The organism is Streptomyces marokkonensis, from assembly GCF_039539045.1.
GTDB classification, from domain to species: domain Bacteria; phylum Actinomycetota; class Actinomycetes; order Streptomycetales; family Streptomycetaceae; genus Streptomyces; species Streptomyces marokkonensis.
In genome coordinates this window covers 36,788-61,601 of sequence record NZ_BAABCQ010000010.1, presented here as the reverse complement: position 1 = coordinate 61,601, position 24,814 = coordinate 36,788, and the positions used below count along the sequence as shown (strand labels likewise).

Here is a 24,814-nt window from a genome sequence, read left to right as displayed (position 1 = left end):
CCCCTCACGGCCGCGTCCCCCTCCCCGCCCCGGTGGTGTCGCCACCACCCCCGTCCCTCCCCGTTCCGAGCAGTCGGCAGGAGCCGCAGGCATGACGTTCGACTCCCTGATCAACGAGAACGAGTACTTCCCCTCGTTCTATCTGGACGACATCCTGCCCAAGGAGCTGGCGAGCGGTCCGCTGAAGGAGTGGGCGGCGCTGGAGCGGCAGGGTGCGACCACGCCCCGACAGGCGCTGCGCGACCTGACCCGTCCGTACATGGACGTACGGGCCGTGCTCGGCCCGGAGGCGGACAAGTACAACCGGCTGCCGTACGCGCCCGACATGGCCGCGCAGCTCGCGGCGACCGAGGTACTGCGAGCGGTCGGCCCCGACGCCGATCCTCCGGCCTTCCAGCCCGCGGTGCCCGCCACGGACGACCCGGACGACCCGTACGTACCGGATGTAGAGGACGAATGGCGCGCGGCGCTGGACGGCTGGCACCGCCGACTCCTGTCCGCCCTCGGCTTCGCCCCTTCCCCCGGTCACTTCACCGTCCGTACCCCGACCGGGCCCGTCGCCGCCCCCGTCGCCCATCACGAGCCCGGGATCGTCGTCCTGACGGGCGGGTTCGCGGAGGATCTGGACGCCACCCGGGGCGACGGCACCGCGAACCTGTTGCCGGTGCCGGTGCGGGTGTCCGCGTCGAAGACCCTCACCACCGTCCGCGAGCTGGCGTCCTGGCTGCTCAACGCCGAGAACGCGCCCCGCTACGCGCTGCTGCTCTTCGGCGGCGTGGTGGTCCTCGCCGACCGGCACGCCTTCTCCCGGGGCCGCTACCTGGCGGTACGGCTGGACACCGCGCTGCCCCGCAAGGCCGCCAAGGGTGCGCGCGCGAACGAGATCGACCTGATCGCGGCGGTCTTCGCGGCCGATTCTCTGCGGCCCGGCGAGGGCGGCGCGGACGACGGCATCGCCCGCCTGATCGCCGCCTCCCGGGACCACTCGGTGGGGGTCACCGCCGAACTCCGCGTCGGTCTGCAGAAGTCGGTGCAGCTCATCGCCAACGAGGTCCTGGAACGGGCCCGTAACGAGCACGGCGTGCACCCCGAGGACCTGCCCGAGTGGCTGCCCGACGAGCTGCGCGAGCCGGGCGACCTGCCGCGCCTGCTCACCGAGGAGTCGCTGCGCTATCTGTACCGGATCCTGTTCCTGTTGTACGCGGAGGCCCGGCCGGAGCTGAACATCCTGCCGGTGAAGTCGGAGGCGTACGCCACTGGTTACAGCGTGGCCCGGCTGCGCGAGCTGGCCGTGCCGGACAAGCTGGGCAGCGCCTCACGCCGGGGCCACCATTTCCACGAGTCGCTCGCCCTGCTCTTCGACCGGGTCTACCACGGCCATCCGCTGGCCGGGACCGTCACCGACCGTGCCTCTGCCTCCGTCCTCGCCGAGGAGGCGCCGGCGCTGGCCGACGACGACGGCCACGACGACGTCCGCGTGGAGGCCCTGCGCTCCCGCCTGTTCGACCCCGCGTCGATAAGGCTGGTCGGCCGCCGCGTCCCCTACCCGGACCGGGTGCGCCCCGACGGCTCTCCCGCCCCGGCGACCCCGCTGGACCTGCGCCTGCGCAACGAGGTGCTCCACCAGGTGCTGCGCCATCTGACCCTGGTGGAGGGCAAGGGCAGCAAGGGACGCGGAGGCTTCATCAGCTACGCCAACCTGAGCATCGACCAGCTCGGCGCGGTGTACGAGGGCCTGATGGCGTACTCGGGTTTAGTCGCCACCGAGCCGCTGTACGAGGTCGCCAAGGGCGGCGACCCGGAGGGCGGGAGCTGGCTGATCAATCAGGCGCAGGTGCGTTCCGGACTGTATCCGGACACGCCGGGCGACAGCGTCTTCGTCAAGGCGGACGGCATCAATCCGGAGACCGGCGTGCCGGACTCGGTGGTGCACCCGGTGGGTTCGTACGTCTACCGGCTGGCCGGCCGTGAGCGGCAGACCAGCGCCTCCTACTACACCCCGAAGTCTCTCACCGAGGCCACGGTGGAGCAGACCCTGCGTTTCCGGCTCGACGACAAGGGCCGGGTCGACCCCCGTGAGCCGGAGAAGTCCCGGGTCACGGCCGCCGAGGTGCTGCGCTGGCGGGTGTGCGAACCGGCCCTGGGCTCGGGCGCGTTCCTCAACGAGGCCGTGAACCAGCTCGCCGAGCTGTACCTGAGGCTGGCCCAGCACGAGCGGGGCGAGCAGATCGACGCGGAGGAGTATCCGCGCGAGCTGCAGAAGGCGAAGGCGTACATCGCCCTGCACAACGCCTACGGCGTCGACCTGAACCGTACGGCGGTGGAGCTGGCGGAGATCTCACTGTGGCTGAACACCATGTACCCCGGGATGCGGGCCCCTTGGTACGGGCTGCACCTGCACCGGGGCAACTCGCTCGTCGGCGCGTCCCGGAAGGTGTACCCGGGCAAGGGGCTGAGCGAGGGCGGCTGGCTGAAGGCCGGCGATCAGCAGCAGCCGCGTGTGCTGCCGTTCCCGCAGAAGCTGCCGGGGCGGTCGGTGCACCAGTTCCTGCTGCCGGCGCTGGGCTGGGGCTCGGTCGCCGAGTCCGTGTCGGTGCGCAAGCCGAAGAAGAACGCGGCCGACCAGACGCCGGTGAGTGTGGTGGCGGGGGCGGTCGCCCAGTGGCTGGAGCCGGAGCGGATCGAGGCGCTGAAGCGGTGGCGGTCGCGCATCCGGCGGGCGCCGGAGGGCTCGAAGACATCGAAGCGGGCGGGTGCGGGTGCGAGTACGTCGGCTGCCGCGCAGGTGGTCCGGGCGACGCCGCAGGAACGGGTCGCGAAGTCCGAGGCGCGGTCCGGGCAGGAGGCGCTCGACCTGGGGCTGGAGATCTGGGAGCAGGCGGGGCTGGACTTCGGCGACTCCGGGGAGCCGGAGAGTTCCGGTGGCGCGGAGGGTTCCGGGGGGTCCGGTGCGCGGGCCGTCCCGGCCGCTTCCGTGCCGTCGGCTCGGGCGGCTCGTGCGGCGCGGGCCCAGGTGACCGCCCGGACGGCCACCGCCGGCGGTGAGGACGGCGAAAGGCCGGGCGGGCGGTCCCAGACTAGCCGGCTGATGGCGCTGGCCGAGCGGGTGGAGTACCTGTGGGGCCTGGTCCGGCTGCGCCTGGAGCTGTCAGAGCGGGAGATCTCGCGGCGGGTTCCGGTGTGGGGCGCGGACGCGCCGTCCGGTGAGACGGGCGCCAGGCCGGTAATGGACCGTGCGGCGGTCGTCGCCGCCCTGCACGCGCCCGGCAGTCCGTACTGGCGGCTGCGGCAGCTCATGGACGCCTGGTGCGCGCTGTGGTTCTGGCCGTTGGAGCAGGTCGCCCTGCTGGACGGCACGGCAGCGGACTACTTCCGTGACGGCCGGGACCTGAAGAAGGCCCCCCGGGGCGGCGGTGACCGCCGGGTGGCCCTGCGGTCTCTGGACGACTGGATCGAGTTCGCCGAGGCCCTCGTCGGCCGCGTCGACGCCGACTCCGAGGCGGAGGCCAAGGCCAAGGGGGCGACCTCGCTCTTCGAGATGCCGAAGGTGACCGGCCTGCGGGACCTGGACACCTTCGAGCAGGAACTCGACGGGCGGATGACCCGGCTGTCGGCCTGGGTCTCCTTCCTCGACCTCGGCGACCTGTTCCCGTGGCACGGGACGGCCGTGCAGATCGCTCGGGTCCGGGGGTTCTTCCACTGGGAGCTGGACTTCGCCCACGTGTTCGCGGAGGGCGGGTTCGACGTGATGGTGGGGAATCCGCCGTGGGTCAAGCAGGAGTGGAAGGAGAGCGAGGTCCTCGCCGAGTTCGAGCCGTGGTTCGAGCTGGCGGAGAAGCCGGGCAACGAGGCGTGGGCCGAGCGGAAGTCGGCGGTGCTGGAGCGGGGGGATGCGCGGGCGGCGTTTCTGGGGGAGCTGGCGGGGGCGGCGGGGCTATCCGGTTTCCTGGCCTCGGCTGACACCCATCCCGAGTTGGTGGGTACGCAGCCGGATCTGTACCGGGCCTTCATGCTGCTGTCCTGGAGAGCGACGGGCGGGCGTGGTGTGGCGGGGCTTATTCATCCGGCCACACACTTCACCGGAGCCAAGGAAGGGGCTCTGCGACGGGCTGCCTACCGGCACCTGAGGATGCATGCCGACTTCGTCAACGCCAAGCTGCTCTTCTCCCCGCCGGTAAGCGATACAACGCACTTCAGCGTCAACGTTTACGGGGCAGAGAAGGACATCCGCTTCCAGCATCTCAGCTGGCTCTTCCACCCTCTGGTCCTCACCGAATCCATTCGACATGACGGCTCAGGGGAGGCACCTGGTATCAAACACCAGGGGACCTGGGACATGCGGCCTCACCTCAAACGGATCGTGACCGTGAACACGGCGACGCTCACCGACTGGCAGAAACTGACGGGTGACAAGGACGGGCCCGCTGAAGAAGCCAAGCTACTGTTTCCCGTGACGGTGTCCGAGGAGTCGGCCATCTCGGCACTGGCCAGGTGGCCGCACCGGCTCGGGGCGCTCGGGCCGCGCATCAGTCGCGGTTTCGACGAGAAGAACGACCGTACGGCCGGCTACTTCACCTGGGACTCCGGCCCTGCGGAGAACTGGGAGGACGTGATCCTCCAGGGACCGTTCTTCGGCATCGCCACGCCGTTCGCGAAACGACCGGTGGAGGGTGCGCGGACTTCGCTTCAGATGGAGCCCTGGGATGTCGCGGGGCTTGCGGAGGATGCGGTGCCGCGTACCAATTACCGGCGGGCCACGCCAAGGGCGCGGTTCCTGAAGGCGCAGGATCGCTGGGTCGACCACGAGCGGCTGGCGCAGCTTCTCGCCACTCCGGCCGCTGTGGACGCGGCTGCGACCGAGGTGCTGGCAGGTCGGCCCGACCTGGCGGAGGACGAGGCAGCATGCGCTCAGGCTGTCAGGTCACTTCTGGAATCGGTGGCGGAGCGGCCGTACTCGGAGTTCTACCGAGTGGCGTGGCGGCGGCAGATTCCCTCCAACACTGAGCGCAGTCTCTTCGCCTCACTCATTCCGAGCGGTCCAGTGCACGTCGATCTGGCGAATAGCGCCTCACTGCACGATGACTTCAAGACAGTGTTGTTGAGCGGATTCCTGGCCAGTCTTCCCCTCGACTACTACCTACGAGCTACAGGCCGTAACGACCTGCGTATCGGAGAAGCGAAGACACTTCCCGCACCCACACTCGGCCATCCCCTTACCAATGCCCTCCTCCTCCGCACCCTGCGCCTCAACGCCCTGACGAGCGCCTATGCACGGCTCTGGTCCAAGCTGTACGAGGCGTCCTGGGCCAACGACGACTGGGCGGCAAAGGACGAGTGGCCGTCTGATCGACCGGGTCTCTCGGTGGCCGTTGGTCCCGACTGGACGCGTGACACGCCCCTCCGGTCGGAGTTCGACCGGCGTGCCGCCCTGGTCGAGATCGACGCGCTCGTGGCCGTGTGGCTGGGCATCAGTGCGGAGGAGTTGGTCGCGATGTACCGGGCCCGGTTCCCCGTGCTTCAGCAGTACGAGGAGAACATGTGGTTCGACGCCACGGGGCGGAAGATCGCCAAGGCGCATCAGCAGCACGGCTACGGCCAGCCCAAGGACGCGTGGAAGCAGCTCAGTTCGCATGAGGACTTCCCGTTCGAGGGCAAGGTGCCCGAAGGGTACGAGGGGCCGCTTTACCCGGCGAATCGAGTGGAGGAAATGCAGGCCGCGCACGCGGAGTTCACGCGCCGGATGCGGGCCGCCGGGTGGGAGCCCGGCGACACCGAACCGCCCGGAGGCAGTGGGGAGTAGAACTCCGGCATCGCATGACGGGAGCCCTGCCACCGAGACGGGTGGCAGGGCTCACGTCGTGCGGTGAGTCACACGTTCAGGTCCGTGACGGCCAGGGTGACCAGCCCGGCCCACGCCTGCGGGGAGACGGTCACGATCGCGTCCGCCGGTCGCTTGGAGTCCCGTACGTGGACGGTGCCGGGGGCGGTCGCGACTTCCACGCACTGGCCCCCCTCACCGCTGCTGTAACTGCTCTTGAACCAGGCAAGGCCCAGCGACTGCTCGCCCATCCTGTAGGTCATGTCTCTCCCAGCAGCTTCTCGATGAACGTCAGAGATTCACGGGGCGGTAGTGCCTGCGCACGCAGGATGCCGTACTGCACTTCCATCTCCCTCACCGTCTCACGATCGGTGTAAAGACGGCTGTGACGCTGCACCTCCACGTAGGCCATCCTGCGGCTCTCGCGCGTCTCGATCAAGGTGAACGGTCCCGCCAGACCGCCATGTTCCTCTCTGTCGTGAGGCATGACCTGGATTTCGACGTTGCGATGCTGCGCGTACAACAGAAGCTGCTCCAGCTGGCCGCGCGTGACCTCTCGTCCGCCGATCGGTCGCGTGACCACAGACGCCTCGATCACGAAGCTGAGCGTCGGCAGGGGCTTGCGCGCAAAGATCTCCTGGCGGAGCATGCGCGCTGCGACCCGTTGCTCGATCGTGTCCTCGTCCAGGGGCGGACGCCTCATCTGGAACACCGCTCGCGCGTAATCCTCAGTCTGTAGAAGGCCGTTGATCACGTGAGTGTCGTAGATGTGGAGTTCGACAGCCTCGGCCTCCAACTTCGCCGCATCCCGGAAGAACGCCGGATACTGCGCCCGAGCCACCTCCTCCTTCAGCGCCCTCAGTACCCCACCGGCCCCCAGCGCCTCGTCCGCCCGCTCGATGAACCGGGGCGGCGGAATGCGGCGCCCCTGTTCGTAGGAGGCGATGCTGGAGGCGGAGTAGCCCAGCCGGCCGCCCAGTTCCGTACGCTCCATGCTCGCCGCCGTTCTCAGCAGCTTCAGCTGGCGGCCGAACGCGGCCACCACCCCCGTACCCGGATCGTCCTCCGGCCGGGAGCCCGCCTCCTCCGCCGTGCCCTCCACGTCCGTGCCCAGTTCCGTCGGCTCCATCGGCCCTCACCCGCCCGTCCCGTACGCCCAGCCCCGCCGACAACGTCGCCGACGGCCGCGTACAACCGGCCCGCGTCAGCGCGTCACCACTAGTCACGCTACGCGACCGGTCGAATGCTGTCCGCATGACGAAGGAAACCGCCCCTGGCACCACTCTCACTGGTGACCCCGAACCCCTCCCCCTCGTCCGGCACTTCGGGATGCGGTTCAGCTGCACCCCGCGCGGCGCCCGGCTCGCCCGGCGGCTGGCCGGGGTGCGACTGGACGCGTGGGGGTGGGCGTACGGCACGGCCGCGCACGACGACGTGACGCTGATCGTCGCCGAGCTGTGCGCCAACGCCGTGCGGCACGCGCGGGTATCCGGCCGGGACTTCCGGCTGGACCTCGGCGCGCATCCCGCCCCTGACCCCGCCCCCGCCGGGAGGCCCGTCGTCCTCCGCGTCGCCGTCACCGACACCGTCGGCGAGCGGCTGCCCGTCACCCGTCCGGTCCGGCCGCTGGACGACACCGGGCGCGGACTCGCGATCGTGGCGGCGCTCGCCGCCCGCTCGGGATGGCGGCCCCGGGAGAGCGGGGCGCCGGGGAAGACCGTGTGGGCGGAGTACGCGGCACCGGTCCCCTCCTGACGGGCTGGACGCCGGTCGGGTCCGGCGGGTCCGGCAGGCCCCTCACCAGTCCGTTCCGGCTGATTCGTTCCTCACTGTCAGTGCTCGCACGTAAGGTGGTGGAGATCGTGTGCGGGGCGGCGGGGCCGGGGGTACCGTCGGCGGGCGTCCCGTGTCTGGCCGTACGGGAGGGGCGCGACCGCCATGAGACCCACACTCGCCGCGCAGGCGCTGCGCGACACGGCGGTCGAGTACCTGACCACCACGTTCGCGCTGGCCGAACCGGCCACGCAGGAGGCGCTCACCGACTTCCTCACCGATCCGGCCGACGGGCTCTTCCGGGGGCCGTACCTGCGCATCCGGAGGCCGTTCCGGTCCGCGCCCGGCGGCTGGGAGCGGCACCTGGACTGGTGGCAGGACGGTTTCCGGCCGTACGCGCATCAGGCGGAAGCCTTCGCTCGGCTCACCACCAAGGACGGGCATGCTCCCCGGCCCACCCTCGTGACGACCGGTACGGGGTCCGGGAAGACCGAGTCGTTCCTGGTGCCCGTGATCGACCACTGCCGCCGGGAGCGGGCGGCGGGACGGGCCGGCGTCAAGGCGGTGCTGCTGTATCCGATGAACGCGCTCGCCGGGGACCAGGCGGGGCGGCTCGGCAAGCTGCTGGACGAGGACCCGCAGCTCGCCGAGGTGACCGCCGGGCTGTACATCGGCGAGGCGAGCGCTCGAGGGACGGCCTCCCCGTACGGGCGGGTGATGGTGGACCGGTCGGAGATACGCCGTAATCCGCCGGACATCCTGATCACCAACTACAAGATGCTGGACCTGCTGCTGCAGCGGCAGCTCGACGCCCCGCTGTGGGCGGACGCGGACCTCGCGTACGTGGTGATCGACGAGTTCCACACCTACGACGGCGCGCAGGGCACGGACGTGGCGATGCTGCTGCGGCGCCTCGGCGCGGTCGCGGGGGCGGCCGAGGAGGGGCGGCCGCTCGGGTCGGTATGCCCGGTGGCGACGTCGGCCACCCTCGGCGAGTCCGGGCCCCAGGCCAATCCGCAGACCGCGGGGGCCGGCGGGGCGCGGGCCATGCTGGACGTGGCCTCGCGGGTGTTCGGCACGTACTTCCCCGACGACGCGGTGATCGGGGAGGACCGGCGGGAGCCGGGTGCCTTCCTGAAGCCACTGGACGCCTCGCTGCCACCCGTGCCGTCGCCCGGCGAGGTGGCCGCGCTGCCCGACCCGGCGGCCACGGCCGGCGGGATGGACCGGCTGGCCCGGGCCGTGCTGGGCTGCGACGCGTCCGACGCCCGGGAGCTGGGGCGCCGGCTGCTCTCGCACCCGGTGACCCACGACCTGCTGGCCACGGGGGTGGACCAGCCCCTCACCCTCGAAGAGGTGCTGCGGGGCTTCCCGGCGAGTTCGCCCTGGCGTCTTGCGGTGGAGCAGGACCCGGTGACCGCCGTGGAGGCGCTGGCCCGGTTCGTGGCGCTGGTCTCCGAGGCCCGCGCCCCGGACGCCCCGGACGGGGAGCGGCGGCCCCTGCTGCTGGTCGAGAGCCACCTGTGGGTGCGGTCGCTGTCGCGGGTGCTGCGGTTCGTGGCGCCCCGGCCGGTGTTCTCCTGGTCGGACGCCGACCAGGCCGCCGCCTTGGCCGTGGCGTCGGCCGCGCAGGAGGAGCGGCGGCGTTCGGTGCGGCGGTCGGGACGGCTGCCGTCGGCGTACTGCCGGCACTGCGGGCGGTCCGGGTGGAGCGCCGTGTGCCCCGAGCGCAACCCGTCCGAGCTGGTGACCGACCCCGACGACGTCTACCGGCTGAGCGCGGGCGGCGGCGCCGGGAAGGCCCGGGTGCGGGCGATGATCGCGGCGACGCCCGCCGAGGCGGCCGAGGAGGCTCGCCGGGCCCTCGCGCGGGCCCGGCGGCGGCGCGGTGCGGCCTCGCGGGACGCGAGCGTGCTCGTCCTGGAGGACAATGGGGAGCGGCTGCGGCCCGTCGACCCGGACGAGGTGCTGCTGCCCGGCGACCGGATCGCCGACGCCCCGGACAACGGGGTGTTCGTCAAGATGTGGTACCTCCAGTCGGACGCCGACGAGTTCGCCCGGCAGGACCGCTGCCCGGCCTGCGGTCAGGCGCAGGGCATCCGCTTCCTCGGCGCGGGCGTCGCGCCGCTCGCGTCGGTGGCGGTCACCCAGCTGTTCACCGGTGGCGAGCTGCCCGCGAAGGACGCCGACGGCAACGACCGGCGCCGCACCCTGGTCTTCAACGACTCGGTGCAGGACGCCGCGCACCTGGCCGGGTTCGTGGCCAGCCGGGCGTGGAAGTTCTCCCTGCGTTCTCTGGTGCACGAGCAGCTGACCGAACAGGCGGCGGGGAACGCGGAGTTCGCGAAGGACGGCGTGCCGCTGAACGAGCTGATCGCGGCGCTGGTGCGGCGGGCGTCGGTCGACAAGGAGAAGCTGCTGGCCTCCGTCGTCCCGCCGGACCTGCACGACGTGGACGGGGTGCGTCGGCTGCTGGCCGGGCGGAAGCGGCTGCCGAGGGGCACGTGGAATCTGGTCGGGGAGCGTCTGGCGTTCAACACGTTGCTGGAGTTCGGGCTGCACGCCCGGCTCGGCCGCACCCTGGAACTGACCCGGACCGTTGCCGCCGAGGTCCACCTGCCCGACCCGGGGACGGCGGCCAAGACTGCCGAGGCCCTCTACGAGGACGTCCTGCGGCAGCAGCTGCCGTTCGACGAGGCGGCACCGGCCGAGGGAGCTGCTGCCCGCCCGGAAGGCGGAGACGTCGGCTTTGACGGCGACTTCGACAACGCCCCGGACGGCGGCCCGGGTGACGCCCGGGACGCCGGCCCGGACGCGGGCGTCCCGGTCGGAGTGCCCGCGGCGGGGCCCGAACGGCTGCGCCGCTTCGAGGGGTTCGTGCGCGGGCTGCTGGAACACGTCAGGGTCAGCGGCGGGATACGGCACGCCTGGCTGGACACCTTCATCGGCGAGGAGGGCCGCAACCGCTACAGCGTGTGGGGTGGTCGCCCGGAGGGGATGCAGGCGTTCGGGCGCGGCTCCGAGGCCCCGGCGTTCGTCCTCGTCGGCGCACGGCCCGGCCGGACCGACTTCGAACGGGTCGGCACCCGGGAGAGCTGGTACACCGACTTCACGGCCCGCTGCCTGGACATGGACCGCTCCCTGGCCGGTGACTACCTGGCCAGGCTGCTCCCCCGGCTCGCCGAACCGGGCATCGGCGCGCTGGCGTACCGGCGCACCGGCGAGCAGCGGGCCGGACGCGGCCAGGACCGGGCCGGGGTGTACGGGCTGACCCCCGGGCACGTCCGGGTGCGTCCGCTCGCCGACGACGAGACGGCCGACGCCGCGCTGGTGTGCCGCGAATGCGGCTGGACGCAGACCGTGCCGCCGGAGCGGGTCGGGGTGTGGGCGGGGCTGCCCTGTCCGCTGAAGGGCTGCGCCGGCGCCCTGCGAAAGCCCCCGGCGGCGGAAGCCGGGCGGGCCGGACGTGACTTCCGCGGCGACTACTACCGCCGTCTGTACCGGGAGGCCGACCCCTACAGCGTGGTCGCGGCCGAGCACACCGGCGTACTGACCCGCAGGGAACGCGAACAGGTCGAGAAGGGCTTCCGCGAAGGGGTGCGGCACACCGACCCCAACGTGCTGTCCTGCACGCCCACCCTGGAGCTCGGTATCGACATCGGCCAGTTGGAGGCGGTGCTGCTGGCCTCGCTGCCGCCGACGACCGCGGCGTACGTACAGCGGTCCGGCCGGGCGGGGCGCTCCACCGGCAACGCGCTGCTGGTGTCCCTCGCCGACACCAGCCCGCGCTCCCTCTACCACCTGGCAGAACCCCGGCACCTGATCGCCGGGCGCATCCTTCCGCCGGGCTGCTTCCTGTCCGCCACCGAGCTGCTGCGCCGCCAGTTCACCGCCCATCTGCTCGACCTCGCGGGGCGGGGCAGACTGGAGGGCGTGCTGCCGCTGCCCGACCGGGCGACGGCGCTGTTCGGTCCGGCGGGCTGGCTGCGCCACTTCGGACGGGCCGTCGTCGGCCGGACCGACCTGGTGGACGACTTCCTGCGGCTGTTCCCCGAGGTCGAGGGGGTCCCCGACTCGGGAGCCTCCCGTGACGCCCACAAGGAGCTGCGCCGGTACGTGGAACCGCTGCCCGAAGCCGGTGACGCGGCGGCGGCGCGGTCGCCCGAGCGGTGGCTGGCCTGGCGGCTGCGGGACGCCGAGAGGGTCTGGGAGGCGGAGCGGGCGGAGCTGGTGGACCGGCTCGCCGCGATCGCTGAGGCCGCCGAGGCGTTGCACGACACCGTCGAGGACGAGGCCCGCGAGAAGCGGACTCTGGGCCGGGAGGCCGGGGCCGTGCGCGGGCAGTTGCAGACCCTCGCCCAGTCCGGCGCGCAGGCGTTCCTCGTCGAGCGGGGACTGCTGCCCAACTACACCCTGGTGGAGAACGGCGTCCGGCTGGAGGCGGTCCTCACCCGCAAGGAACCGGCCCGGCGGGCCCGGGGAGCGGACGCGGAACACGCGCCGAAGAGCCAGTGGCGCACCGAGACACGCCTGTACCAGCGGCCCGCCGAGGCCGCGCTGACCGAACTGGCGCCGGGCAACTCGTACTACGTGCTCGGCTACCGGCACGAGGTTGACGGGTTCGACCTCGGCGCCCGGCCCCGCGGCGGCGAGCAGACCAAGGACGGCACCGGGGAGGAGAGCCGGCCGGCGATCGCGGTGTGGCGGGTGTGCCCGGAGTGCGGTCACGTCCGCACCGGACGCGACGCCGAGGCGGACACCTCGCCGTGCCCGCGCTGTGCCGGGCCCGGCATCGGCGGCCGGACGGCGCGGTTCTCGGTGATCGTGCCGCGCAAGGTCACCTCCCGCGACCGGCGGGACGACGCCCGGATCATCGACGACCAGGAGTCCCGCAGCCGCCGCTACCACTCGACGGTGACTGCGGTCGACGTCGACCCGGCGGCGGTCAAGGAGAGCTGGCGACACGAGAGCGCCGTCTTCGGGTTCGACCACGTGCGGGAGGCGGTCGTACGCCGTTTCAACCTGGGCCCGGCCAGGCCGGGGCGGCGTCCGGACACGTTCTTCGCCGGGCGTGAGGTGAGCGTCAGCCCGTTCACCGTGTGCCCGCAGTGCGGCGGGGCCACCGACCGGGACGCGGGGCATCCACCCGTGCAGGAGCAGGTGAGCGAGTCGATCGCGGCCCGGCCCGAGCTGGCGCACCACCGGCCCTGGTGTCCCACCCGGCGCCGGGCCCGGCCCGTGCAGGCGGCGGACGCGCGGGTGATCACGTGCGCCGAACACCGCACCGAGGCCCTGCGCGTCCTGCTGCCGGCCGCGACCCTGCAGGTCCCCGAGCGGCTCGCGTCGTTCTCCGCCGCGCTCCACCTCGGCCTCGCCCTGCGCTACGGCGGCGACCCGGCGCACATCCGCTCCGCCCCGACCAGCGAACCGGACCGGGCGACCGGCCTGACCCGCAACCACCTGGTGCTGTACGACTCCCTGCCCGGGGGCACCGGCTACCTCCAGCGTCTCGTCGAACACGACGGCGAGGAGTTCCGGGCCGTACTGGCCCGCGCCCAGGCGTATCTGCGGGACTGCCCCTGCGGGAAGGAACCGCGACGCCGCGCCTGCCACCTGTGTCTGCTCGGCTACGCGCCCGACCGGGACTACCCCCTGCTCGACCGGCGCGAGGCCCTGTGGATGCTGGACGACGTCCTCGGCGTGGACGGGCACAGTCGCTGGGACGTCCGCCGCGCCCGCAGGGACTCGGACGGACGGGCCGGAAGCGGTGAGGGCGGCGGGGACGTGGACCGCCGACGTTTCGCGAAGCAGGCGCAGAGCGACCTGGAGCGGCGGTTCATCGACTGCCTGGACCGGTGGCTGGAGAGCGCCGCCGACGGCGCCGGGGTCGAGCACGAGGAGACGCCGACCGGCCGCCAGGGCAAGCAGTTCACCCTGCGCGGACGGGACGGTTCACCCGTCCACTGGGAGGTCGTCGCGCAGAAGCCGCTCGACGCCCACGGCACGGTCCCGGACCTGCTGCTGCGCCCCGCCGGCGACACGGCCACCGGTGACGGGCCACGCCCGGTACCCGTGGCCGTGTATCTCGACGGCTACCGCTGGCACGCCTCCGAAGCCGTCAACCGGATTGCCGGGGACGCTGCGAAACGCGCCCGCCTGCGGGTCGACGGCACGCTGGTGTGGCAGATCACCTGGGACGACGTCATCGCCTGGGAGAAGGAACTGCGCGAGCGGTCCGGGCGCGCCGGCGGCGCCGACGCGGACGAGGCGGCGGGAGCGCTCGCCCCCGCGCTGGCCGGGCCGCAGGCACGGGACGCCTGGCCTCCGTACCCCGTGAACGGCGACAACACGCCGGGCGGCAAGGCGCGTGCCCGGTGGGTCCAGCAGCAGCAGGACCCGGCGTACATGGACCGGCTGTTCGCCGGTGCGATCCCCGCGCTGCTGGGGTTCCTGGCCGATCCGGACCCGCGCCGGTGGCAGGTGCTGGCACGGCTCGCCGTGGCGGGCCTGATGAGCATGGCGCGGCGCGAGGACGTCGTCGACGCCGGGCCCGAGGCGGCGGTGCCGTGGGTGGAGGCCGCGCTGCGCGGCGAGGAACGCCCGGCGGTCGGCGGGGCCTCGGGCGGGCTGCGGCTGTATCCGGTACGCGACGGTTCGGGGCTGCCCCTGCTGCTGATCGGGGACTCCCGGGTCAGACCGCAGGGGCTGAGCGCGCTGGCGGTCCTGGACGACCGTCCGGAGGCCGTCGCCGGTGACGGTGCCGAGCACCGGCGGCGCTGGAAGGCGTGGCTGTGCTGGGGCAACGTCCTGCAGTTCCTGGACCCGTCGGGCGAAGGCCGGGCGGACGGACTGCAGCTGGCCCGCACCGCGCTGGACGCATTCGACGCCGGTCTGCTGGCCGCGACCGCCGGACAGGCCGGCGGGCTCCTGGCCGCCCTGCGCGAGGACCGGCAGGGTACCGGGCTGACCGATACCGGCGCGGTCCCGGCCGGGGGCGACGCGGAGCCCGGGTGGGGTGCCGGGCCGGGCGCCGGCGTCCGCCTCACGGGCTCCGGCACCGGTGCTGCGGTCGCGCACGCCGACGCCACCACACCCACGGCTCTGGAGCGGACGACCGCCTGGCAACTCGTGCTGCGGGAGCTGTCGTACATGGGCGACCCGGCCGTCGAGAAGCTGGCGCTCGCGCTCGCGGAGCGGGGTGACGTACCGCCGCCCGAGGCCGGGTGGGACACGAATGGCGTCTCCCGCCCGCTGGAACTGGCCTGGCCCGCGGCGAGGATCGCCGTCGTCCTGGCCGAGGACGCGCAGGACACCGGCTATCTGTCCGAGTGCCACGCCGCGGGCTGGCGGGTCGGGGACGCGGGTGCCTGGGACGAGACCGAGCTGGCCGCCCTGGTCCGCCAGGCACGGTCCGGCGCGACGGACGAGGGAGGCGACGGAGCGTGAACACCCCGGTCAGGACACAGGTCATCCCGACCCCGCAGGCCAACGAGGACATCAAAGGCCTGGCTCCCGGCGACAAGAACGCCGTCGGCGATTTCGTCCGCAGGTTGCGCGACGACCGCTCCAACCGCGCCCTGCGGCTCACCCCGCTGCGGGACACGGGCCGCAACGGCCGGCTCTTCCTCGCGAGGGTCGACAGCCGCGGGACGGCTCTGCTGCTGGAGACCGACGAGAACCGCTTCAGCCTCCTCGCCGTGCGGGTCGGCGACACGGCCCGCGACGAACTCGCCCGGATCACCGTGGAGATCAACGAGATCTCCGGGGGCGTCGAACTCGTGGACCAGAGCGTGGTCAGCCGTGAGGTCGTCGCGCTCCCGCCCCGAGAGGACGCGGGCGACACCGGGGACGGGTCGCCGTCGCCGGCCGACGGCACCGCTCATCCGGCCCCCCGGTCGCTGCCTGTGCCCCTGTTCGCCAGGCACGACGACACGGGCCTGCTCCGCCTCGGCGTGTCCGCCTCGCTGCTTCCGGCGCTTCGGCGGATCACGGACCGGGCACAGTTGGACGCGCTGCTGGGCCATAACCTCCCCGCTCTCACCCGCGACGTCCTGCTCGCCCTGAGCGACGGAATGGAGCCCGCCGACGTCCGGCTCCACATCACCGACGCCTGGCGCGCCGACGACAAGGTGGATCCACACGACTGGGCGAAGGCGGCACGCCGTCCGGTGTCCCGAGTCAGCACCGAGGACGCCGCCGTGCTCGACGCGCTCGGCGACGGATTCGAAGCCTGGCGGCTGTTCCTCCACCCCGAGCAGCACCGCCTGGCCACTACCTCGTTCAAGGGGTCGGCCAAGGTGACCGGCGGCCCCGGGACCGGCAAGACGGTGGTGGCGCTGCACCGGGTGCGTCACCTGGTGGAGCGGCTTCCTTCGGGGCACACCAAGCCGGTGCTGCTCACCACGTACAACACCAACCTCGCCAAGGACCTGCGGGACAGGCTGTACCGGCTCGGCGGTGACGAGCTGGTGCGCCGGGTCGACGTGAAGTCGATCGACCGGCTCGCCCGCGAAGTCGTCCAGGAGACGCACCCCGGGTCCCCGCTCCCCCCTCCGCTGAGCGACGAGCAGGCGCTGAGCCTCTGGCACACCGTGTGCGCCGAGGCCGAGGAGTACGCGTTCGACGCCGAGTTCCTGGACTGGGAGTTCAGGCACGTGATCCTCGCCCTGGGGTGCGGCACCGAACAGATGTACCTCCGGGCCGAACGCAAGGGCAGGGGCGTTCTGCAGCGTCTCCCGCGCCGCCGGGTGTGGGAGCTGGTCCAGCGCTACCGGGGGCAACTGGACCAGCAACACCGCACCACGCACGCGCTCATCGCCGACGAGGCCGCCCGTGCGGAGGGCCGGCGGATGGCCAAGGTGACGGCGCAGGCCCGGTACAAGGCCGAACACGGTGGCCTCGACCTGATCCACCGCGAGGCCGGGAGCGGTATGTGGCTCAAGCCCCGTTACCGGCACGTGGTCGTGGACGAGGCGCAGGACCTGTCTGCCTCCCACTGGCGCATGCTGCGCGCGATGGTGACTCCCGGCCCTGACGACATCTTCCTGGTCGGTGACGCCCACCAGCGCATCTACGCCCATCAGGTGGTGCTGGGACGGCTGGGCATCAGCACGCCCGGCCGGGCCTCACGCCGGCTGACCCTCAACTACCGGACCACGCGCGAGATCCTGGGCAGCGCGCAGGGGCTGATGACCGGCGAGCGGTTCGACGACCTCGACGACAGCCCAGACACCCTCGACGGTTACCGGTCCGTGCTCACCGGACTGGCACCGCAGTACTGGCGCGCCCCCGACTGGCAGACCGAGATGCGGGCGATCGCCGTGCTTCTCAGGGAACGCCATGACCGTTACGGAACGCCCTACGCAGCGATGGCGGTCGGTGTCCCGTCGCGGGACGCGGCCAGGCAGTTGGCCGTCACCCTGGCGAATGAGCGGTACGGCATCCACGCCTGCGAGATCGGCAGGGACATCCCGGCAGGGGTTGACGCCGTGCGCATCGGCACGCTGCACGGCTTCAAGGGCCTGGAGTTCCAACGGGTTCTCCTCGCCGGGGTGAGCGAGGGCCTGATTCCGCATCAGCGGCTCGAAACCTACCGGCACGAGCAGGTGGAACGCTACCGGCAGGAGGAGCAGCGGTCCCGTTCGCTGCTCTTCGTGGCGGCCACGCGGGCCCGCGACGAACTGGTGATCACGTGGAACGGGAAGGCCAGCCGTTTCCTACCGGAGCACGCCACAAGGAGCGCCGGGCACGCCACGGAACTTCTGGTGGACGACGGCCCGCCATCCGGATCGGCAGCGGCATAGCCGGCCAGGACAAGCAGCTGGCACGGCCTGGCCGAGTGCTCTTCGGAAACCTCTTGACTGCTTGGCTGCGTTCTGAACCGACTGGGATGCCCGACTCCAGACAAAAGTCACCCAGAAGGACCTCTCAGTCCATTTTCACATCCCGGGACATACACGGGACGGCACGCCTGACACCGCATCAGCCAGCCCCCTGAGCAGCGGGGGGCCGGTCACCGCCGGCAGGGGGAGTCCGAGGTCATCGCGTAGGCATCGCAAGGTGGGCCTGGCAGGCCGCATCGCAGCGGGACCGGTCATTCGTCGATCCCGCCGACCGCGTCGATCTCCTCCGATGTCAGACCGGTCAGGAGCATGACGTCCGACTTCAGGGAGCCGTCCAGGACGCTGAGCGCCTCCACCATGCCCTCACGCAGATCCTCACGCCGCTGGTCCAGGTAAACCCGTACCGCCTCCGCGACCAGGTCCTTCTTCGTCAGGCCCAGGAAATGCGCGCCCTGGCTGATCAACTTGTCCGTTGCCGGGTCCACCTTGAGCGGCGACTGCCGGGGCGGCTTCGAAGCCGTGGTCATGAGCCCTACCTCCACATCCTAAGTACCTCAGTACCTCATGTTGAAGGTTCTCGTTGGTGCCTGCGATGAGACGCAGTCCGCCGACCGCCGGCACTACGGCTCCGAATCGAGACGGTCCACCGGACTGCCCTGCCAGGGATGAAATCGCACGACGGCGAGCGCCGGATCCAGCGCGGAAATTATCCCCCTCGGCGGCATCGATCACCCCCGTGCCCCATCCGTGCCCTTCGGAGCAGACAACAGCGGTCAAGCACGGCATCCAGAGACCCTCCGCCCTCGCCCACCCCAGCCAAACATGCAGGTCAGAGCTAATACGGCCGTTCAAGAACCGTTGCTTCCCAAGCTCGGAGCGCGAGTTCGACTCTCGAGGCGAGGCCAGCCCGAACAGGTAGGTGATCGCGTCGTCCCAGGTGGCAAGGGCGAACGGAACCGGCGATCCCACGTGATCGGCGAGAGGGCCGCGGCGAATTGGCGTAGCGAATGGCTGGCGAAGGCCGCGAAGCCGTCCCACTCCGCGCTCCGGTCGAAGACATGGGTCGGCTTGGCCGAGCGCGTAACCAGACACGGCAGAAACTTCTTAGGATCGCACTCCTAAGACGTGTACTCCTAAGCAGAGGACCGACCAGGAGGGTGGGCGGGATCCTGGACCGGCGATCCGGATCCGGATCGCCGGTGAGGCCACTGCATCACCCGCAATCGACGCGCAGGCCGCAGAGCCCGGTTGAGCCACGGGCCCCCTCTCACCCCCGCCCGTCGACGAGCCCCGTTTCCCAGGCCCAGGCGGCGATCTCCACACGGTTGCGGGCGGAGATCTTGGCCTGCACGTTGCCGAGGTGGGTCTTCACCGTGCCGACCGAAATGGTCAGTTCGGTGGCGATCTCCGCGTTGGTCAGCCCTCTGGCCACCAGGCGCACCAGGTCGCTCTCCCGTGCGCTGAGCGCGGTGCGCGGTTCCCGGGAGGTGGGCACGGCACTGGTGAGGCGCCGCAGCAGCCGGACGGTGACGGCCGGGCTCACCAGTGCCTCGCCGGAGGCGGCCGCCCTGATGGCCTCGACGAGGAGGGCGGGGCCGGAGTCCTTGATCAGGAACCCGGAGGCGCCTTCGCCCAGAGCACGCTGGACGTACTCGTCGTCGTCGAACGTCGTCACCACGACGACCTTCGGCGGATTCACGGTGCCGGGGCGGGTCAGTCTGCGCAGTGCCTCCAACCCGTCCATGCGGGGCATGCGGATGTCCATCAGCACGACGTCGGGTCGGTGGCACTCGGCGAGTTCCACCGCGTGCAACCCGTCCGTGGCCTCCCCGACGACCTCGATGTCGTCCTCCGCGGCGAGGATCATCGTGAACCCGGCACGGACCATCGCCTGGTCGTCGGCGATCAGCACCCGGATCGTCATGACACCGTCTCCTTCGCCGCGGAGGCTGCCGGGGACACGGGGAGCGCCGCCTCGACGGCCCAGCCGCCGGCCGTCACCGGGCCCGCCCGGACGTCTCCGCCGATCAGGCCCACCCGCTCGGCCAGGCCCTTCAGCCCGAAGCCGCTCTGGGAAACGTGGCGCGGCCGTCCGTCGTCGCCGACCCGCACGGTGAGCAGGTCTCCCGAGCGGTCCACCCGCACCCGCACCTCGGTGCACCCGTGGGCGTGTTTGCGTACGTTGGTGAGGGCCTCCATCACCACCCGGTGCGCGGTGGTGGACACCTCGACCGGCAGGTCGTCGAAGGTCCCTTCGAGTTCGAGCCGGGCCCGGGCGCCGCCGACGGCCGAGAACTCCTCCACGAGCGTACGCACCTCACCGATGCCCGCCAGCGGCGTCAGTGTCACTTCGTCGTCGGCGTCACGCAGCATCCCCACCATGTGCCGCATCGAGGTCAGTGCCTCCGAGCCCGCCTGTTCGATCCGCCGCAGCGCGGGCGGTACGAGTTCGGGCCGCCGGGCGGCCATCGCCTGGGCTCCCTGCGCCTGCACGACGATGCCGGTCACGTGGTGGGCGACGAAGTCGTGCAGGTCCCTGGCGAACACGGTCCGCTGCTCCAGGCGGAGGGCCGCCGCCTGCCGCCGTCGGTCCATCAGGAGCAGCCGCATGCCGAGGCCGATGCCCAGCGCCGTGACCGCTGCCAGGGCGAAGAGCAGCGCCATGATGATGGTGGACTGCCGCACCGAGACCGCCATCGGCCGCAGCACGATCGCCATGCCCAGCAGAGGGACGGCGAGCGCCGCCCACGACGGCTTCCCCCGTCGGGCGACAAGCAGCAGGAGCCACCCGAGCGCGGCCGGCTCGGCGAATCCCAGCGCCTGCTCGCTGGCCACCATTTCCAGGTGCAGCCAGAACGAGAGGCACAGCGACCCGACCGCGAACACGCCGGCGGCCCTCGGCAGCGTCCGGCTGTCGAGCCTGGACGAGGCGACGGCGAGAGCGACGGTCAGCAGGGCGCCGATCAGCTTGGCGGGGCCGTGGTTCTGGATCCAGTAGAAGCCGGCCGCCCAGTCCAGTACGACGAGGCCCATCAGGCCCCCGACGAGCAGCGTCCACGCCGTGACGGGCAGTGCTCCCGAACGTCCTGTCTCCCTCGTGGCCGTGGGTGTGGGCGCGTCGTTCGCCGCCTGCACCATCTCTCACCGTCCTTCCGGCGGACCGGCCGAAAGTAGGAGCCGGCCTCGCATGATCTGTCTTTCGCCCGATCCGCCGCGAGAGGCCGTGGGGGAGAGTCGTGGTCACCGGGCGGCGTTCGCCCTTCATCAAGCAAGGAACACCTCATGACCACGGCCGCCGGCCTCACCTCGGTGGGGACCACCGGAGGCGCTGGAGCCCGCGTCGGGGACTCCCGGCATTGGTCGACCGTACACAGCCGGCCCTCTCCCCCACACGCCCAGGGCCGACCCTCCCTCCCACACGCACAGGAGCCACACATGGACCACGCAGCGGCGCATCGCGGGAACGGAACGGGCTTCGCGCCCCCCGTCGGCGAATCGGCGATCGAGGCCCACGGGCTCGGCAAGCAGTACCGGCGCGGCTGGGCTCTGCGGGACGTTTCCTTCCGGCTGCCGGCCGGGCGGATCTGCGGACTCGTCGGCCCCAACGGCGCCGGCAAGAGCACCCTCATGGGACTGACCACCCACATGATCCGGCCGACGACCGGCGACCTGCGGGTGTTCGGCGCGGCCCCGGGGGCGACGGAGTCGGTCCTGCGGACCGCGTTCCTCACCCAGGACAAGCCACTGTTCCGGCGCTTCACCGTGGCCGAGACCCTGCGCCTGGGCCGTGAGCTCAATCCCCAGTGGGAGCAGGATGTCGCCGAGGGCATCGTCCACGCGGGCCAGGTGCCGCTGACAGCGAAGATCGGCACCCTGTCCGGCGGGCAGCGCACCCGCGTCGCCTTCGCCCTGGCCTTCGGGAAGCGCCCCGACCTGCTCATCCTCGACGAGCCGATGTCCGATCTGGACCCGCTGGTGCGCCGTGAACTCATGGCCACGCTGACGGCGGAGGCCGCCGAGCACGGCACGACGGTTCTGGTGTCCTCACACATGCTCGCCGAGCTGGAGTACATCTGCGACTACCTCCTCGTCATCGCGAACGGACGTCTGCGTCTCGCGGGCGAGGTGAACGAACTGCGCGCCGCGCACGCCCTGCTCGACATCCCCGGCGACGGCTCGTTCCCCGCCGTCGCACCGCACACGGTCATCGAGCCGCACCGCGGCGAGGGCCGGCCGGGGGTCCTGGTGCGGCTGGGTGGTCCGATCGCCTACGGCGGGCCGGCCGAGCCTCCCACCCTGGAAGAGCTGTTGCTCGCCTATCTGCGGTCGCCCGACGCGCCCTCGCTGATCACCCCCAGCGCCCGTGTCGGCGCCGTCCGCGACATCATCGCCCGCGACCGGCAGAAGGCTGTGACCGTATGACCACGCTCGCTCACGACCCGGCCCGCACGACGCCTGCCGGGCGCCCGCAGAACGCACCGGGCTCCGGACAGGCCGGCCCGCGGCTCCGCGGTACCGCCTGGCTCGTCTGGCGCCAGCACCGGGCCGCGTTCTGGACCCTCATCGCCCTCACTCTCCTGGGCGTGGTCGCGATGGTCTTCCTGCGCGGGCAGGTGGTGGACTACCTGGACGCGCACCCGCGGGAGTCCGGCGGCCTGCCGCCCGATTTCGACGAGTACACGTCCCGCCTCTTCAGCTTCGGCGGATACCTCGGCTACGTCCCTCTCCTCACGGGCGTCCTGCTCGGTGCCCCGCTCATCGCGGGCGACCTGGAATCCGGCACCGCCAAGCTGGTGACCTCGCAGTCCGTCAGCCGGCTGCGCTGGCTCACCACGAAGCTCGCCATGCCCGGAGCACTGATCGCCCTGTCCACCGCGGTGCTCGCCGCCGTCTTCGACTGGTGGTGGAGCCCGGTCAAGGAGCGGGCCGACACTCCTGAGTGGACCAGCAGCGCGATCTTCGACGTCACCTGGGTGATGCCGGTGGCCTACGCGCTGCTGACGTTCGCCGTGGGCGCGGCGGTCGGCATGCTCCTGCGCCGCACGCTGGTGTCGATGGTGGTCACGCTCGGCGTCGTCGTGGCGATCGGGGTCGTCTGGAGCCGGTTCCGGCTGGACCTGGGGCACATCCTGTCGGTGAGCACCGACAAGGGGGTCGGACCCGGCGCCGCGCGGCCGGAGCTGCCCGCCGGGGCGGTGCAGCAGGGAGAGGGCACCTACTTCCTCACCAGCTCCGGAGCCCGGCTGGACTGGACCGCCTGCCTCGACAAGGTCGACGACGACCGGGCACACACCGCCTGCCTGGAGTCCAAGCGTGTCATCGGCTGGTCCATCGACTACCTCCCCATCTCCCAGATGCACACGATGCAGTGGCTCGGAGCGGGCATCATGCTGGCCGTCACCGCCGCCATCGTCGCCTTCGTCGTCTTCTGGGGCCGCAAGCGCCTGCTGTGACCCCCGCAGGGCACAGGTCAGGGGCCCGACTCCGAGGAGTCGGGCCCCGTCTGCTGCGGCGACACCGTCCCGGGCGTCCGGGCCGGCCGGACGCCCGGGGACCGGTGCGCGGTGCGCGGTGCTCAGTGGCGGGTGCTCAGTGCCCGGTCTGTGTCAGGCGCGGGACAGGACCGTGTTCACGACCTGGCGCAGCATCGCCTCCGGGTCGGGGGCCGGGCCCGGGGAGCGCCAGGCCACGAAGCCGTCGGGGCGGACGAGGACCGCGCCGCCGCGGGTGACTCCGTGGGTCTTCGCCCAGTCGGTGTCCTCGTCGTCCGGGGACAGCTCGGCCTCCGACGTCCCGCCCACGCGGTACGACTTCAGCGGGACCCGCATGTCGGCCGCCAGGTGTGTCGCCGCCTCGTGCCAGCCGGTGGGCTGTGCGGCGTCGCTGAGCAGGACCAGGGAGTCCTCGTAGAGGTCCAGGGTGGAGACGCGGGTGGTGGTGCCGGGCTGGTGGAGCCAGAGGTGGGGGGCCCTGCTGCCGGGGGCGCCGGTGAGGTCCAGGCCCTCCGGGACCACCGGTGCTCCGGGGTCGGCGCCGACCACCGCGCCCTGGGTGTAGCGGTAGCCGAGGGCGACGTTGAGGATGCCGCCCGGGCCTCCACCGGGGCCGCCGCCGGGGCCTCCGGCTGCCCCGCCACCGGGGCCACCGGGGCCGCCGGCAGGTGCTCCCGGCCCTCCGGCTCCCATCCCCGGCGGAGGTGCGAAGCCCGGGTGGCTGTGTTCCACCGAGCGGCCCGCCGCTCGGGCGCTGGTGGCCTCCGCGACCGGGCGGCGTTCGGCGTCGTAGGTGTCCAGGAGGCCCTCTCCCGCCCAGCCCTCCAGGACCGCGGCCAGTTTCCAGGCGAGGTTGTGGGCGTCCTGGATGCCGGTGTTGGAGCCGAAGGCGCCGGTGGGGGACATCTCGTGGGCCGAGTCGCCGGCGAGGAGGACGCGGCCGGAGCGGTAGCTGCGGGCTACGCGCTGGGCGGCGTGCCAGGGGGCCTTGCCGGTGATCTCGACGTCGAGGTCGGGGTCGCCGATCGCGCGGCGGATGTGGTCGGCGCAGCGCTGGTCGGTGAAGTCCTCGAGGGTTTCCCCCTGTTCGGGGTGCCAGGGGGCGTGGAAGACCCAGTTCTCGCGGTTGTCGACGGGGAGGAGGGCTCCGTCGGCGTCCTCGTTGGTCAGGTAGCAGACGATGAAGCGGCGGTCGCCGACCACGTCGGCCAGGCGGCGGGAGCGGAAGGTGACGCTGACGTTGTGGAACAGGTCGCCGGGGCCGCTCTGGCCGATGCCGAGCTGTTCGCGGACGGGGCTGCGGGGGCCGTCGGCGGCGACCAGGTAGTCCGCGCGGATGGTGGTGTGCTCGCCGGTCTCCCGGCTCTTCACGACGGCCGTGACGCCGTCGCCGTCGGCGTCGAACGACAGCAGTTCCGTGCCGAAGCGCAGGTCGCCGCCGAGGTTGGTGGCGTGGGTGAGGAGTTCGGGCTCCAGGTCGTTCTGGCTGCACAGGCACCATCCGCTGGGGCTGAAGCGGGCCAGTCCGCCTCCTGCGTCGATCTCCTTGAGCAGCCACTCCCCCTCGTCCGAGACCAGGGTGGGCGTCTGGTAGATGCCGTGGTTCTCGGACAGGGTGGCGGCGGCCTTCCTGATGTCCGGCTCTGTGCCGGCCACGCGGAAGAGCTCCATCGTGCGGACGTTGTTGCCGCGTCCGCGGGGGTGGATGGAGGTGCCGGAGTGGCGCTCCACCAGGGTGTGCCGGATGCCCAGCCGCCCCAGGAAGACCGAGGTCGACAGGCCCACCAGGGATCCGCCGACGATGAGGACCGGGACTCGGTGGACCCCGGGGGCGGCTCCGCCGGACCGGTCGGCTCTTTCGTTCATTAGTTCGTCCTCTGTTGTGGCAG

Annotated in this window: 12 protein-coding genes; 6 read left to right on the top strand and 6 right to left on the bottom strand. The window is 72.0% G+C overall.

The genetic code is table 11. The features are described from left to right. The first annotated feature begins 91 nt into the window (after nt 1-91). Nucleotides 92-5,800, top strand: coding sequence for an Eco57I restriction-modification methylase domain-containing protein (locus ABEA26_RS04205; RefSeq protein ID WP_345589322.1), 5,709 nt, complete (start codon nt 92-94; stop codon nt 5,798-5,800). Between the two features lie 68 nt (nt 5,801-5,868). On the opposite strand, the gene ABEA26_RS04200 is transcribed toward ABEA26_RS04205, so the two are convergent. Next, entirely contained in the window at nt 5,869-6,081 is a 213-nt protein-coding gene (locus ABEA26_RS04200; protein ID WP_345589320.1) for a DUF397 domain-containing protein, read from the bottom strand. Further along, nucleotides 6,078-6,947 carry a helix-turn-helix domain-containing protein gene (locus ABEA26_RS04195; RefSeq protein ID WP_345589318.1) on the bottom strand — a complete coding sequence of 290 codons (870 nt, stop codon included), beginning with the start codon at nt 6,945-6,947 and terminating at the stop codon, nt 6,078-6,080. Before ABEA26_RS04195 ends, ABEA26_RS04200 begins: the two co-directional genes overlap by 4 nt. A gap of 125 nt (nt 6,948-7,072) precedes the next feature. Here ABEA26_RS04195 and ABEA26_RS04190 point away from each other — a divergent pair, with 125 nt between their 5' ends. From ABEA26_RS04190 to ABEA26_RS04180, 3 genes are all read left to right on the top strand, one after another. After that, on the top strand, nt 7,073-7,573 hold the full coding sequence (locus ABEA26_RS04190) for an ATP-binding protein (RefSeq protein ID WP_425587781.1): 501 nt from the start codon (nt 7,073-7,075) through the stop codon (nt 7,571-7,573). Between the two features lie 183 nt (nt 7,574-7,756). Beyond that, the gene (locus ABEA26_RS04185; RefSeq protein WP_345589316.1) at nt 7,757-15,037 is read left to right on the top strand and encodes a DEAD/DEAH box helicase; all 7,281 of its coding nucleotides are present in this window, start codon (nt 7,757-7,759) and stop codon (nt 15,035-15,037) included. Next, nucleotides 15,034-17,394, top strand: coding sequence for a UvrD-helicase domain-containing protein (locus tag ABEA26_RS04180; protein ID WP_345589314.1), 2,361 nt, complete (start codon nt 15,034-15,036; stop codon nt 17,392-17,394). The genes ABEA26_RS04185 and ABEA26_RS04180 overlap by 4 nt, the downstream gene beginning before the upstream one ends. Before the next feature lie 290 nt (nt 17,395-17,684). Here ABEA26_RS04180 and ABEA26_RS04175 read toward each other — a convergent pair whose 3' ends face one another. From ABEA26_RS04175 to ABEA26_RS04165, 3 genes are all read right to left on the bottom strand, one after another. Next, on the bottom strand, nt 17,685-17,960 hold the full coding sequence (locus tag ABEA26_RS04175) for a hypothetical protein (protein WP_030595208.1): 276 nt from the start codon (nt 17,958-17,960) through the stop codon (nt 17,685-17,687). A gap of 740 nt (nt 17,961-18,700) precedes the next feature. Continuing rightward, on the bottom strand, nt 18,701-19,357 hold the full coding sequence (locus ABEA26_RS04170) for a response regulator (protein WP_345589310.1): 657 nt from the start codon (nt 19,355-19,357) through the stop codon (nt 18,701-18,703). After that, a complete protein-coding gene (locus ABEA26_RS04165) occupies nt 19,354-20,571 on the bottom strand; it encodes a sensor histidine kinase (RefSeq protein ID WP_345589308.1) in 1,218 nt (405 codons plus the stop codon). Before ABEA26_RS04165 ends, ABEA26_RS04170 begins: the two co-directional genes overlap by 4 nt. 297 nt (nt 20,572-20,868) lie before the next feature. Here ABEA26_RS04165 and ABEA26_RS04160 point away from each other — a divergent pair, with 297 nt between their 5' ends. Both ABEA26_RS04160 and ABEA26_RS04155 read left to right on the top strand, forming a co-directional pair. After that, nucleotides 20,869-21,855: an ABC transporter ATP-binding protein gene (locus tag ABEA26_RS04160; RefSeq protein ID WP_345589307.1), complete on the top strand. Its 987-nt coding sequence runs from the start codon at nt 20,869-20,871 to the stop codon at nt 21,853-21,855. Next, the gene (locus tag ABEA26_RS04155; protein WP_345589305.1) at nt 21,852-22,886 is read left to right on the top strand and encodes an ABC transporter permease; all 1,035 of its coding nucleotides are present in this window, start codon (nt 21,852-21,854) and stop codon (nt 22,884-22,886) included. The genes ABEA26_RS04160 and ABEA26_RS04155 overlap by 4 nt, the downstream gene beginning before the upstream one ends. Nucleotides 22,887-23,039: 153 nt before the next feature. Here the strand turns inward: ABEA26_RS04155 and ABEA26_RS04150 are convergent, their stop codons facing one another. Continuing rightward, complete coding sequence (locus ABEA26_RS04150) at nt 23,040-24,791, bottom strand: FAD-dependent oxidoreductase (protein WP_345589303.1); 1,752 nt, start codon at nt 24,789-24,791, stop codon at nt 23,040-23,042. Nucleotides 24,792-24,814 lie beyond the last annotated feature (23 nt).

Excerpts from the sequence above, each read along its gene's own strand:
- ABEA26_RS04205 (WP_345589322.1), top strand. The coding sequence starts at position 92 with ATGACGTTCGACTCCCTGATCAACGAGAACGAGTACTTCCCCTCGTTC.
- ABEA26_RS04200 (WP_345589320.1), bottom strand. The coding sequence starts at position 6,081 with ATGACCTACAGGATGGGCGAGCAGTCGCTGGGCCTTGCCTGGTTCAAG.
- ABEA26_RS04195 (WP_345589318.1), bottom strand. The coding sequence starts at position 6,947 with ATGGAGCCGACGGAACTGGGCACGGACGTGGAGGGCACGGCGGAGGAG.
- ABEA26_RS04190 (WP_425587781.1), top strand. The coding sequence starts at position 7,073 with ATGACGAAGGAAACCGCCCCTGGCACCACTCTCACTGGTGACCCCGAA.
- ABEA26_RS04185 (WP_345589316.1), top strand. The coding sequence starts at position 7,757 with ATGAGACCCACACTCGCCGCGCAGGCGCTGCGCGACACGGCGGTCGAG.
- ABEA26_RS04175 (WP_030595208.1), bottom strand. The coding sequence starts at position 17,960 with ATGACCACGGCTTCGAAGCCGCCCCGGCAGTCGCCGCTCAAGGTGGAC.
- ABEA26_RS04170 (WP_345589310.1), bottom strand. The coding sequence starts at position 19,357 with ATGACGATCCGGGTGCTGATCGCCGACGACCAGGCGATGGTCCGTGCC.
- ABEA26_RS04165 (WP_345589308.1), bottom strand. The coding sequence starts at position 20,571 with ATGGTGCAGGCGGCGAACGACGCGCCCACACCCACGGCCACGAGGGAG.
- ABEA26_RS04160 (WP_345589307.1), top strand. The coding sequence starts at position 20,869 with ATGGACCACGCAGCGGCGCATCGCGGGAACGGAACGGGCTTCGCGCCC.
- ABEA26_RS04155 (WP_345589305.1), top strand. The coding sequence starts at position 21,852 with ATGACCACGCTCGCTCACGACCCGGCCCGCACGACGCCTGCCGGGCGC.
- ABEA26_RS04150 (WP_345589303.1), bottom strand. The coding sequence starts at position 24,791 with ATGAACGAAAGAGCCGACCGGTCCGGCGGAGCCGCCCCCGGGGTCCAC.